Source organism: Methylophaga sulfidovorans, from assembly GCF_900114205.1.
Lineage (GTDB): Bacteria > Pseudomonadota > Gammaproteobacteria > Nitrosococcales > Methylophagaceae > Methylophaga > Methylophaga sulfidovorans.
Map to the genome: position 1 here is coordinate 102,862 of NZ_FOSH01000002.1, position 13,465 is coordinate 116,326.

Consider the following 13,465-nt stretch of genomic DNA (forward strand, 5'->3'; position numbering starts at 1 on the left):
CCACCTCAATGATGAATATCTTTTAGACATGTTTAGATAAAGCATCTAAAAAGAAATCAGCTTCATAACGTGTCAATGTCAACACAGGACGCAGCTTCAAGGTCGCTCCATATTTTCCTGCTGCACCAATCAACACACCCGCATGTTTTAAACCATTGATAATTTGTCGGGTTTTGCCTGGATCGGGGATATGTTTATTATCTCTTTCACCAATATCAATCCCCAGAAATAAGCCCTGACCACGTACATCTGCAATGAAAGATGACTGCTTTGCCATAAACTGAAGTTGCTGCTTGAGATAAGCCCCCATCTTGCGTGCATTTTCCTGCAGATTGTCCTGTTGAATTGTATCGAGGACCGCCTGACCAGCTGCCGCAGCAACAGGGTTACCACCAAAGGTATTAAAATAGCCCACATCAGCACAAAAGGATTCCAGATAATCTGGACGTGTTGCGACAGCAGCCATAGGGAAACCATTTCCCATCGGTTTTCCCATTGTCACAATATCCGGCGTCAATCCATGAAAATCAAAGCCCCAGAATGTATCCCCCATTCGGGCAAATCCAGGTTGAACTTCATCAGCAATGAACACACCACCAGCGTTACGTACTACTTGAACTGCTTGTTTTAGAAAACCTCGTGGTTCTGAAAAAATACCATCCGATGAGAAAATCGTATCCACTAATAATGCAGCTACTTTGATGCCACGCTGTTCAAGTGTTTCAATAGCCTCAGTGACTTTCGCAGCAAAGCCTCCACCAATATCTTCACCGTAAACAGAGGAAGACGGTGCCGGAATAGCGACCACATTATCAGGCAAACTGCCCTGCTTTAAGATCGATGGTGACACTGTTGTCACTAAACTGGTATTACCGTGATACGCATCTTCTGTGACAATAAAACCAGTGCCGCCAGATGCATGTTCTGCCAGACGCATAGCCAAATCATTAGCTTCACTGCCCGAACAGGTCATCACCACATTAGATACAGACTCTGGCAATGTTGCTTTTAATGATTCCAGATAATCATCGACGACAGAAACCAGATATCGTGTATGTACGTTTAATGTCGCAATTTGCTTGGATACAGCAGCGACAACTCTTGGGTGACAGTGCCCAAGACAAGCCACATTATTATAAAAATCAAGATAACGTTTACCATCAGTAGCCACCATCCAGGCGCCCTGAGCAGAGACCATTTCAATCGGACTCTGATAAAACAAAACAGAGGCGGCGCCCAGGTTATCTAAGCGTCTTTCCACATTTTTCTCATATTTGCCAGATTTCGCTTCAAACGCATTCATATCGAGAATGCGTTTTTCATTCAATGGTAATTTTTCTTGTTCTTCATGTTCATCCAAGTAGCGCTGAGCTAACTCAATAGTACCGGCAGTATATTTGTCAAAGCCCGCTTCTGCTGCCGTTTCCGTTTCAGGATGACTGGCAACCCAGGCGGTTAAAAGCAAGCGACGAAACATGACAAATGTCGAAATCATCGCTTCATCTTCTGCTGATAACGGTGCCACGCTTTTATAACCACGTACCCAGGCGCGTTCTAATTCTGGTAATAACGGCGATAATTCAAGAAATGAAACGGCTGAAGCAAAATCGTACATAAACCAGCTAAAGCCACAGTCATCAAAATCGATAACACCGAGCTCATGTCCATCTGCCAATAAGTTGGCTAAACGCAAATCAGCATGCACCAGACCAAAATGATCCGTGCCTTCACCATATTCCGCCAATTTAGCATCGAGTACTTCACACAGCCTTTCCAGTAGGTTTTTACCCTGCTCATCCAGCCCCAAAGCCTCACGCCAATCACCCCATAAAGACTGATGGCCAAAAGCACTATCAAAATTCCATTTTTTACGCTCAAATGTCTCGGGTAATGTCCATTCTTTGGCGTGCAAATGCAGCTTTGCTGATGTCGCACCCAGTAACTCAAAGCCTTCCACCAGCGACTCATCTTCACTCGGCTGCTCACCAGGAAGAAACTCAAATGCCACCACATATCGAGCTGTACCATCATCGTCAAACTCGGCTACCAGAGAACCATCTTGCATAGCGAGCGGCTCTGGTGTGTTCAGTACTTGCTGCTGACGTAATGACTGTATCCACATCAGCTCAGACAAAATCTCATTTTTAGAATGATAATCCGGTCGGTGGACTCGAATAATAAACTGGTTATCACGCTGCTTATCTTTGATTAAAAATGTGGCATTTTCTGACACAGTCAATAATGAAATTGTGGCATCTTCCGAAACACCCCACTGAGGAAGTAAACCTTTCACACCGCGCGTTAAGCCTTGAACAAACAAGGAATTATATAAACCAGCCATAAAAACAAACCTCTAAAAACTGTATGGATTAGCCACATTTATATATCCATTTTTACTGACTTGCAATATTTTTGTTGCAAAGTGCAAGATTTATGTTAAAAATACAGTCACAACATCATTTAATACATATCTGGAGAATTGCATATGCTTACATCTATAAAGAATAAATCTGTCATTGTCACTGGTGGCTCAAAAGGGATTGGTAAAGGCATTGCCAGTGTATTTGCAAAACAAGGCGCTAAAGTGATGATCGCTGCTCGTGGCGAAGAAGCTGCGAAACAGACTGTTGAAGAAATTACTGCCAACGGTGGCACGGCTGATTATTATTTATGTGACGTCTCAAACTGGGAGCAAGTTCAGGCATTAGTCGCCTATACCGAAGACAGCTTTGGCAGCGTCGATATTCTGTGTGCAAATGCTGGTACCTTTCCACAAAAGAAAATTGTCGACTTAACTCCTGAAGATTGGGATGACATCATGTCAGCCAATCTGAAAAGTACCTTCCTATGTGTCAAAGCCTGTATTCCACAGTTCGACAAGCAAGGTAAAGGTCGTGTGGTTGTAACCTCATCTATCACAGGCCCAATCACAGGTTATCCTGGCTGGTCTCACTACGGTGCGACTAAAGCAGGACAGTTAGGCTTTATGAAAACAGCGGCAATGGAACTAGCACGCTACAACACAACAATTAACGCCGTGATGCCGGGCAATATTTACACCGAAGGTTTGGCCGATTTAGGTGAGGAATATCTGAATAGTATGGCTGCAGCGATTCCGTTAAAACGTCTGGGCGCTGTGGAAGATATTGCTAATGCTGCCTTATTCTTTGCAGCCGATGAAGCTGCTTATATCACTGGACAGCAAATTGTAGTTGATGGTGGTCAGACCTTACCTGAGTGTATGGAAGCCGTAGATGAAATCTAGCCACTGAATTTCCTGCTGCAGATACAAAAAAGGCACTGATGAATCAGTGCCTTTTTTATTGAACATACCTTATTTAATTTAAGCTACCGATGCAATAGCTACTTCGTCGGCATTACTTGCACTTGCTACCATTTTTATCGCAATGAACTTAGAGGTCGGTGTGAACGTTTTATCCCCATAACTTTCCAGTGGGACTAAAGGATTCGTTTCTGGGTAATATGCCGCTGCCTGACCTTGTGGGATGTCATAACTCAGCAAGGTAAAGTTAGACACTTTTCTTTGTTTACCATCTTCCCAGACGGTAATCATGTCCACTTTCTGTCCGTGTTCCAGACCAAGACGTTTAATATCCGCTTCGTTAGCTAAGACCACATCACGCATGCCATAAACGCCACGATAACGGTCATTCATGCTGTAGATCGTTGTATTGTATTGATCATGTGAACGCATGGTTTGTAATATCAGATCTGGCGTTTGCCCTTTCATGGTGACCTGATCCTGCAGTAAGGTTTTTGGTAATGGATTGGCAATAAAGTTAGCCTTGCCTGTTGAGGTATTCCATTCATAATCCGCTGCAGCATTACCTAAATAGAAACCACCCGGATGTTGAATTTTCTTACTGAAATCCTCAAAGCCTGGAATCACATCAGCGATTAAGTCACGGATGCGATCATAATCTTCTACCAGCCATTCCCAATCCACCGGTTTATTACCTAATGTAGCTTTGGCAATACCAGCAATAATAGACGCTTCAGAGCGTAATAAAGGTGAAAACGGTTTTAACTGACCATAAGAGATATGTACCATGCTGAACGTATCTTCAACCGTCACACCTTGCAAACCTGATTTCTGAAAGTCTTTTTCAGTACGCCCCAGACAAGGCAGAATCAACGCTTCTTTACCCGTAACAAGATGACTACGGTTTAACTTGGTTGAAATATGCACGGTCAGATCACAGTTTTGCATAGCATTGTGTGAGCGCTCGGTATCCGGTGTTGCCTGAACAAAGTTACCACCGAGTCCAAAGAACACTTTCGCCTGACCTTTCTCCATCGCATCAATAGCATGAACTGTCGTATGGCCATGATCACGTGGCACTTTAAAGTCAAAGCGTTTTTCAATAGCATCCAGCAACCATTCCGGTGGTTGCTCATCGATACCCATCGTACGATCACCCTGCACATTACTATGACCACGTACGGGTGATAATCCCGCACCAGGACGACCGATATTGCCACGTAATAATTGCAGGTTAACGATTTCCTGCACTGTCGGTACTGAATGCACATGCTGCGTGACACCCATTGCCCAGCACATAATAACGCGCTCAGCTTTGCAATAAATCTTAGCGGCCATTTCAATTTCAGGCAGAGTCATACCCGATTGTGATTCAATCAGTTCCCAAGGCGTATTATCAATTTCTGCAAAATAGTCATCCATGCCATGCGTATGCTCTTTAATAAAGGCATGATCTAATATGGCAGCTTTACCTTTTTGCTGCGCTTCGCGATCCCATTGCAATAAGAATTTCGCCATACCACGGATAGCCGCCATATCGCCGCCTAATGCAGGTCTGAAATAAGCACTATTGGTAGGCTCAGACTCATTCGTCAGCATTTCAAGCGGGCTTTGTGGATGTTGAAAGCGTTCCAGACCACGTTCTTTTAACGGGTTGAAACACACGACATGTGCACCACGTTTTACTGCTTCACTCAGCGGTTCCAACATACGTGGATGGTTGGTGCCAGGATTCTGACCGATAACAAAAATTGCATCTGCTTCAGCAAAATCTTCAAAAGTAACGGTACCTTTACCCACACCCAGTGTTTCTGACATACCAATACCGCTGGCTTCATGGCACATATTGGAACAGTCAGGAAAGTTATTGGTACCAAAGGCACGTACAAAAAGCTGATACAGAAATGCCGCTTCGTTACTGGCACGGCCTGAGGTATAAAACTCTGCCTGATGCGGTGAGTCCAGTTGGTTTAAATGTTTGGCAACTGTATCAAATGCTTCTTGCCAGGTAATGGTTTCGTAGTGATCTGTGTCTGAGTTATAGCGCATCGGATGCGTAATACGACCTTGTGACTCAAGCCAAAAGTCACTTTCTTTTAACAACTCAGTATTACTGTATTTAGCAAAAAATGCAGGGGTCACTTTACGGCCTGTAGCCTCCCAGTTAACCGCTTTTGCACCGTTTTCACAAAATTTAATCATGCCTTTTTCAGGCGTTTCTCCCCAGGCACAACCTGGGCAATCAAGACCGTGATCCTGATTTGTTTTCAGCATCGCACGGATGTTGGAGATAGCATTTTTGCTACCCAACCAGTTACGAGTAACACTGATAAGTGCACCCCAACCAGCAGCTGGACCATTGTAGGGCTTGTAGTGACTCACTAGGACATCTCTCCGGACAAGATAATAAAAACAGCTAACAACCGCCCATGAAAACAAAGCATTACGCTTGCTCTAATAGGCATCTCGTCGTTGTAGCCGAATAAGGTAAGTGAGATCAGAACGGCATGTTCTGCACGATGAACCAGAATCTAATCGTTAATGCTAAATTCTGTCATCCTTCTGATCATTGCGATCGTGAATATTATAATTTGCTTCTATAGCCCGCATCAATATTACATTGAATTTCAGGAAAAACTTCCTTTGCAAACTATTAAAAATTTGCCTTTAAAAACAGTAAAATAAAATTAACTTAATATTAACTATCTTTATGTTAAGATAAATATTTGTCTAATCGGGTAAGCCATGTCACCACAAAATATGGATGATTTGGATGTCATCATGCAGCAATGGAAACAAGTGGGTTTAGAGACCGATGTCGAGGCGATCAAAGTCGTTGGCCGGATTTTACGCTTAGCCAAAACCATAGAACAGCAACTGGCCGAATTACATCGAAGCTTTGATCTTAAGCCTGGGGAGTTTGATGTTCTCGCCACATTAAAACGTGAAAACCAACGTTATTTAACACCGTCAGAACTATACCAAAGCATGTTCTTAACCTCTGGTGCCATGACAAGTCGGCTGGATAGACTAGAACAGAAAATGCTCATCCAGCGCAAACATTGTCAGCAGGATCGTCGCAAAGTATTGGTTTCCCTAACCAGCAGCGGTAAAAAGCTTATCAACACCGCCTACCCGGCCCACTTTGTATTACTTGAAAAACTGCTTTCTTCTATAAAAAGCCAAGATAAAGCCTTACTGGCGAACTTACTTAAGTCGACACTTGCCTCTATTGACTCACAAACCACTGAGAAACTATGAATCAAACATCGTCGCCAACGAGGGCGCTTATCTTATTACTGGCAGCACTAACGGCGTTAACTCCACTTGCCATTGATGCTTACCTGCCTGCCATTCCACAGATGGCTAACGATTTAGCCACCAGCATTCACGATACTGAAATCTCCTTAAGTCTCTATTTAGCAGGTTTTGCCATAGGTCAGATTTTTGGTGGACCATTTTCTGATCATTTTGGACGTCGAGCGGCAACAGGAAGTGGTTTAACGATTTTCTGTTTAGGAACACTTGGTGTTATTTTCAGCCAGGACATTCATAGTGTGTGGCTATTTCGGGTTGTTCAAGCTATTGGTGGTGGCGTTGCCGTAGTCAATGCAGCCGCTGTGATTCGTGACTTAAGCCATGGCAAAGACAGTGCCAGACACCTTTCCAATATGGCTGTCATCATGATGCTTGCCCCTTTATTAGCGCCACTTATCGGCATGCTGATTCTGCATATCAGTGGCTGGCGACTGATTTTTGTTTTTTTATTAGTCTACGGTTTAGCTGTCGGCATAGCGTTGTTTTTCCGACTGCCTGAAACCCGTAAAAAAGCGACCGAACGCACCAGCATGTTCAAACGCTATGGCATGGTACTGTCTCATCGTTGTGCACTGGGTTTTATATTTTCTCAGTGCTTTGCCCTTGCAGGCATGTTTGCTTTTATCACTGGTTCCCCATCAGTCTATATGGGCTATTTTGATATCAGCGAAACGATCTATCCGTTTTTGTTTGGTTTAAATGTGATCGGTATGATGCTGGCCAACCGCTTAAATATTCGTCTATTGCACTATTACAAACCGCAATTTTTATTAGGCGCAGGGCAAGCCGCACAAATTCTGACAAGCTTGATTTTATTACTCTACGTCAGTATCGTCGCTCAGCCTCAACTCTGGTTGGTGGTGAGTTTACTAATTTTATTTATTGCATCAATGGGTTTGATTGTCTCTAATGCCACATCCAGCACGGTAGAATTTTTCCCTTATAACAGTGCGACGGCAACGGCGTTGTTGGGCTCTATTGGCTTTGCTGCTGGCGCGCTCAGCGGTTCGCTGGTTGGTTTACTCGGTGATGGTACACCGTGGCCGATGGTTGCCATCATGTTTGCCTGCTCTTTATTAGGCCCTATCCTCAGGACAGTGCTGCAATACGGCCAACAACAGCCTCAAACTCAACAGTAATTTTTAACCCCGTGTTAACTGTCAGCCATCTATGCTATGCAGGTAAACAATGATAGAGGTATTCATGAAGTTAGCTTGTGTCAGACAAAGCAAAGTACTCACACTATTGAGTGCTATATTGTTGCTGTCAGCATGCGTTTCCATGCCTGCGAGTCCTGACTACAAGCAACAAATTGAGCAACAACAAGCCCTGCCAGCCTGGTCACAATCTGCTGATGCTATTCCTGTTGTTTCACTTAATAGTCTGATTGATTCAGAGCAACTTAATCAGCTGCTGGAAACCGCTATCGACAATAACCCCACATTGCAGCAGACCTGGTTAACATTACAAATTCGTCAGGCACGATTACAACAGACTGATGCAGCACACAAACCACAAGTCAGTGCGGGTGCCAGTGCCATGCGTAGCGAAAATGCCTCGGATAACTTTACCAGTAATATTGATATCAGCTGGCAGGCCGACCTATGGGGTAAGTTAAAAAACAATAGTCAGGCGGCCAGTAAAGATGTGGCCGAACAAGCTCTGCTTTATCAGGCGGCCCGAGACAGTTTAGCCGCTGAAGTGATGAAAGCCTGGCTAAATCTGACCGCCACATCACATGCGATTGAAATAGAACAGCAGCGCTTAAAAACGCTGGAGCAAAATGAAAGCTATATTCTGCAACGTTACAGAAATGGTATCGGCACATTAGAAGATCTGGATAATGCCCGTAGTGCCAGCGCACAATCGAGGGCGAATCTGGCTGCCAATCAAGAAGATTACCGTCAGCAACAGCGTGACTTAAAACAGTTATTAGGCCTGAGCAACAGTGAGGATATAGTCGCTCCTGATAAATACCCGCCAGTGGAACTGGCGTTAGCTGATTTACCGGAACAAACTCTGGCACGCCGGCCCGATTTACAAGCTGCCTATACCGCGATTGAAGCCAATCAGTTACGGACCAAAGTGGCTTATAAACAGCTACTACCCAATTTAGATCTCGGCGCTGCACTCAAAGATGCTGCCTCCTCACCGCATCAGGCTTTAATGGCTTCGCCGCTGTGGTCATTACTGGCGCAATTGACGGCTCCCATTTATCAAGGCGGAGAACTCCGCGCTGCAGCCAAAGAAGCTGAATTAAACGAAGCTTATAGCTACCAAAGCTACCGTGAAACTTTATTAACAGCGATTAACGAAGTGGAGCGATACCTGAGTCTGGAACAGAATCTGATGACCCGTCAGCAGCATATTTCCGCGGCTTTAAAAAGTGCTCAGAACAGTCTTAAACAATATCAAACAAGTTATCGAACTGGTCTTGTCGATATTCTGGATTTATTAACTGTTCAACAACAAACCTACAATCTGGAAGCCACTCTGGACAATCTGATTTACCAACGCTTAATTAACCGCATTAATCTTGGCTTAGCACTGGGCCTGGGAACAGCATCATGAAACGCCACCTACCAAAAATCATTTTATTCATCATTGCTTGCTGTATTTTATTTATCACTGTCGGCGTGGTAAAACACCTGTCCGAAGTCCAGGCTAATCGCCCTATCCCCACAAAAAAAGAGCAAGCACCGAGTCCAGATGTATCTGTCATTAAAGCCGTCCCTGGTAGCTATGCCTCTGAAGTCAAAGCCTACGGTGCTGCCAAGCCACACTTTAATATCACCTTAACCGCGCAGGTGGCCGGGCAGATTGACTCCATCGCTGCACAATTTGAAACGGGTAACCGTTTACAAAAAGGCACCATACTGGCGAAGCTGGAAAATAGTGACTATCAGGCTGCTGTTGAAAGTGCTCGTCAGGCATTAAGCTCAGCTAAAGTCAGTTTGCTTGAAGAACAACGTCGCGGTCTGCAGGCGCTCAGTGAATGGCAATCATCAGGACTAAAAGGCGAACCTGACTCAGATTTAGTGTTACGTAAACCCCAGCTTGCTGCCGCTAAAGCAGCCGTAAAACAAGCTGAAGCCAGCTTAAAAGCCGCTGAAAAAGATCTGTCACAATCCGCTATCAAAGCTCCTTTTGATGCGTTAGTTATCAACCGTGCGGTATCTCCTGGCAGCTATGTGCAAACAGGAACAGAGGTTGCAACGTTGTATAGCACTGATCGTGTTGAAATCAATGTGGCGCTGTCTGCACAAGAGTGGAATAACTTACCAAGTATGGCAGTACTTAATAGTGGAAAGTGGCCTGTTAAAGTTGAAAGTGTCGAAGATCATCACATCTGGAATGGCCGCATTTTAAGAGTAGAACAGAGTCTGAATGACGAAACACGCCAACGTAGTTTAATCATTGCTGTTGATAATCCACTTGACCTCGAACCGGCATTATTTCCTGGCACCTTTGTCAGTGCATACATTAAAGGCAGAAATGTTGCTGGCGTCTGGAAATTACCTACCAGCGCCTTAAGTCAACGTGGTGAAGTCTGGTATGTTTCAGCGGATAACACCTTGCAAAAATTCAGTGCCAATCCATTATTTTCCAGCGCCGGTTATATCTATATACAACCTCCGGAATCATTAAATGATGCGCCGGTTATGATCCTGGTTAGTCCGTTAAATAGCTATCTTGAAGGCATGGCTGTTAAGCCGGTTGAGGTATCGCTGTAATGGTAAAAAAATCATTCTCAAGTGGGATTATAGGCTGGTTTGCCGCCAATCCGGTGGCTGCTAACTTATTAATGATTCTGGTCATCGTGCTGGGTGTACTGGAGTCAGGCCAATTACGTAAAGAAGCCTTCCCCAGCCAGGATCCGAACTCTTTAACCATCTCCGTATCGTATGACAGTGGCTCTGCCAAACAGTCTGAAGAAGGGCTGGCGATAAAAATAGAGGAACAGCTGGAAGACGTGATTGGTATTAAACGTATTACCAGCACCTCAACAGGCACTGGCGTGACGGTGAACGTTGAAAAGCAGAGTGATTATGATTTAGACACTTTGTTACGTGATGTCAAAACCAAAGTCGATGCGATATCCACCTTTCCAGCTGATGCCAAAAAACCGGTTATTGAAAAAGCACAGCGTGAAGAACACTCACTGTGGTTACAGTTGTATGGCGATACCGACAGACACAGCCTGCAACAACTTGCTTACAATTTAAAAACTGATTTGATCGCCAACCCCAATATCAGCTCAGTCAATATTTCTGGTTGGCTGGATCCGATGATGGCGATTGAAGTTGATGACGGCAAACTTCAGTCCTACGGCCTGTCTTTATCTGATGTGGAAAAAGCGATTAACGCCAGTTCATCTAATACCATGACAGCGGTATTACGCAATAAAACGGTTTACTTACAACTAAAAGCATCTGAGCAGGCTTACCTGAAACAGGACTTTGCCGCCATTCCATTGCTCACACTTGCTAACGGTAATCAATTAATGCTGGGGGAAGTCGCCAAAATTAATGATACCTATGATGACAGCACGTCGGTGTTATCCCGCTTTCAAGGCCATGACAGTATTGCATTACAAGTTATCACCACAGGTCAGGATGACATCACCAATACGGTTAATGCTGCTAAAAAAGTAGCTGAGGAATGGCAACAAGATGGCAAGCTGCCTGATAACGTCAAGCTCGAAGCCTGGTATGACCGTAGCGAATCGATTAAACAACGCCTGGAATTACTGGTTAAGAATGCTTTTACCGGCATTGTTATGGTCTTCATTCTCCTGGCTTTATTCCTGAACCTGACTGTCGCTTTCTGGGTGGCCATGGGACTACCGTTTATCTTCTTCGGCACCTTATATTTTATGGGTGGCAGCTTTATGGACTTGTCACTCAATCAGTTCACCACCTTTGGCTTTCTATTGGCATTAGGTATTGTGGTGGATGATGCAGTCGTGGTGGGTGAATCGGTTTACGACGTCAGGTCGAAAGAAGGCGACACTATTGAAAATACCATCAAAGGGACAATGATCGTTGCGATTCCGACCTTGTTTGGTGTCTTCACCACAGTTGCCGCATTTTATGCCTTATCACAACTCGAAGGTGGCTTAGGCAAACTGTATTCACAATTTGCTGCTGTCGTGTCTATCTGCCTGATTTTATCGATTATCGAATCAAAATTAATTCTACCCGCACATCTTGCTCATCTGAACACACGCCGTCAGATCAGTAAACATGGATTATTAAAAATCTGGCATACCATCCAACACACAATGGATAGTGGCCTGCAATGGTTCAACCAATCATGCTACCGCCCAGTGATTAATTACGCATTAAACCAACGTTATGCGGTCACTGTGTTGTTTATTGCTTTGTTTATTTTTGTGATGTCTATGCCGATGACTGGTATGGTCAGACTTAGCTTTTTCCCTTCTATTCCAGGCGATACCGTCCGAGCTCAGCTCACAATGCAAAATGATGTGAGCTATGGGCTGACGCATACTGATCTGGCTTTGATGGAGAAACTGGCTTATCAGACAGACAAAGAATTAGGTGGTAACGACGATATTGCTAATCTGCAAATTTTGTCATCCAGTGATCAGGCAGGTACGGTCACAGTCGAACTGAAGCCTAGCGCACCCTATGACATTACAACGTTCACCCGTCACTGGCGCAAGTTAGTCGGCCTACCTGAAGGTGCGAAAACTGTCAGTGTCAGATCGCGACATGGCTCAGTGGATGATCTCCGTATTGAATTACGCGCTAATGATGATCAGATTCTTACATTGGCGGGTAACGATATTAAAAACATCTTGAAGACGATCCCCGCTATCAGTGGTATTGACGATAACCTTGAACCGGGTCAGCCACAATTACATTTATCACTGAACCCGCAAGGCCGGGCATTGGGGATGACCACAAACGATTTGGCTGTACAAATCTTACAGGGCTTCAGCGGACAAGTCGTACAACGCTATCAACGTAATAGTGATGAGATTGAAGTAAAAGTACGTTATCCGGAAGACGAACGTCAAAACGCTGCCAACGTACTCAACTCACGCGTCAGAACACCAAATGGCGATGTGGTACCGTTATCCAGCGTAGCAAATATCAGCTTCGGTTTTACCCGTGATTCAATAACCCGAATTGATAAAAAACGGGCGGTATATATTTCTGCCGATGTGAACAAAGATATCTTACCCACTACTGAACTGGTGTCTGATTTACAGTCGGATATTGTGCCGAATTTATTAAGAAAATATCCAGGGCTGGACATCCACTTTGCAGGCGAAGCGGAAGAACAAGCTGAAACCGAGTCTTCGATGGTGCATGTCTCCTTGATCGCTTTATTAGTCATTTATATGCTGTTGGCGATTCCACTGCGTTCATATATTCAGCCGGTATTGATTATGACCGCCATTCCTTTTGGCATTGTCGGCGCTATACTCGGTCACTGGGTCAATGATCTGACCTTAGGCATCTTATCGTTAAATGGCATCATCGCTTTAAGTGGTGTCGTGGTTAACGACAGTCTGCTGCTGGTCTCACGCTTCAACGATATTCGTCATGAATATGATGATATTAAACAAGCGATCAGCATCGCCTGCCGAAGTCGTCTGCGCCCGGTACTACTGACCTCTGTCACCACATTTGCCGGTCTTATGCCGTTATTAAGTGAAACATCCCGGCAGGCACAATTTTTAATTCCGGCAGCCGTTTCTCTGGGCTACGGCATTATGTTTGCTACTATCATCACCCTGATTTTAATTCCAAGCCTATTACTGATTCAGAATGATGTTTTAGCCTTATTTAAACGAAAATCAGTCATACATACTGCTGAGGTAAATTAACC

The 13,465-nt window shown here is 44.4% G+C and carries 8 protein-coding genes; 6 read left to right on the forward strand and 2 right to left on the reverse strand.

The genetic code is table 11. The features are described 5' to 3' along the window. Positions 1–22: 22 nt before the first annotated feature. Entirely contained in the window at positions 23–2,341 is a 2,319-nt protein-coding gene (locus BM232_RS01820; RefSeq protein WP_091711490.1) for an aminotransferase class III-fold pyridoxal phosphate-dependent enzyme, read from the reverse strand. 144 nt (positions 2,342–2,485) lie between these two features. On the opposite strand from BM232_RS01820, the gene fabG reads away from it, so the two are divergent. Beyond that, positions 2,486–3,265: a 3-oxoacyl-ACP reductase FabG gene (gene fabG / locus BM232_RS01825; RefSeq protein WP_091711491.1), complete on the forward strand. Its 780-nt coding sequence runs from the start codon at positions 2,486–2,488 to the stop codon at positions 3,263–3,265. A gap of 78 nt (positions 3,266–3,343) precedes the next feature. Here fabG and BM232_RS01830 read toward each other — a convergent pair whose 3' ends face one another. Beyond that, on the reverse strand, positions 3,344–5,665 hold the full coding sequence (locus BM232_RS01830) for an FdhF/YdeP family oxidoreductase (protein WP_091711492.1): 2,322 nt from the start codon (positions 5,663–5,665) through the stop codon (positions 3,344–3,346). Between the two features lie 363 nt (positions 5,666–6,028). Between BM232_RS01830 and BM232_RS01835 the strand changes: the two genes are divergently transcribed. From BM232_RS01835 to BM232_RS01855, 5 genes are all read left to right on the forward strand, one after another. Continuing rightward, complete coding sequence (locus BM232_RS01835; protein WP_091711493.1) at positions 6,029–6,544, forward strand: MarR family winged helix-turn-helix transcriptional regulator; 516 nt, start codon at positions 6,029–6,031, stop codon at positions 6,542–6,544. Then, a complete protein-coding gene (locus BM232_RS01840) occupies positions 6,541–7,740 on the forward strand; it encodes a multidrug effflux MFS transporter (RefSeq protein ID WP_091711494.1) in 1,200 nt (399 codons plus the stop codon). The genes BM232_RS01835 and BM232_RS01840 overlap by 4 nt, the downstream gene beginning before the upstream one ends. Positions 7,741–7,804: 64 nt before the next feature. Beyond that, a complete protein-coding gene (locus BM232_RS01845) occupies positions 7,805–9,172 on the forward strand; it encodes a TolC family protein (RefSeq protein WP_245752792.1) in 1,368 nt (455 codons plus the stop codon). Continuing rightward, positions 9,169–10,335, forward strand: a complete 1,167-nt coding sequence (locus BM232_RS01850) for an efflux RND transporter periplasmic adaptor subunit (RefSeq protein WP_091711495.1) — start codon at positions 9,169–9,171, stop codon at positions 10,333–10,335. The genes BM232_RS01845 and BM232_RS01850 overlap by 4 nt, the downstream gene beginning before the upstream one ends. Continuing rightward, complete coding sequence (locus tag BM232_RS01855) at positions 10,335–13,463, forward strand: efflux RND transporter permease subunit (protein ID WP_091711496.1); 3,129 nt, start codon at positions 10,335–10,337, stop codon at positions 13,461–13,463. The genes BM232_RS01850 and BM232_RS01855 overlap by 1 nt, the downstream gene beginning before the upstream one ends. Positions 13,464–13,465: the final 2 nt, after the last annotated feature.

Excerpts from the sequence above, each read along its gene's own strand:
- fabG (WP_091711491.1), top strand. The coding sequence starts at position 2,486 with ATGCTTACATCTATAAAGAATAAATCTGTCATTGTCACTGGTGGCTCA.
- BM232_RS01820 (WP_091711490.1), bottom strand. The coding sequence starts at position 2,341 with ATGGCTGGTTTATATAATTCCTTGTTTGTTCAAGGCTTAACGCGCGGT.
- BM232_RS01845 (WP_245752792.1), top strand. The coding sequence starts at position 7,805 with ATGAAGTTAGCTTGTGTCAGACAAAGCAAAGTACTCACACTATTGAGT.
- BM232_RS01855 (WP_091711496.1), top strand. The coding sequence starts at position 10,335 with ATGGTAAAAAAATCATTCTCAAGTGGGATTATAGGCTGGTTTGCCGCC.
- BM232_RS01850 (WP_091711495.1), top strand. The coding sequence starts at position 9,169 with ATGAAACGCCACCTACCAAAAATCATTTTATTCATCATTGCTTGCTGT.
- BM232_RS01840 (WP_091711494.1), top strand. The coding sequence starts at position 6,541 with ATGAATCAAACATCGTCGCCAACGAGGGCGCTTATCTTATTACTGGCA.
- BM232_RS01835 (WP_091711493.1), top strand. The coding sequence starts at position 6,029 with ATGTCACCACAAAATATGGATGATTTGGATGTCATCATGCAGCAATGG.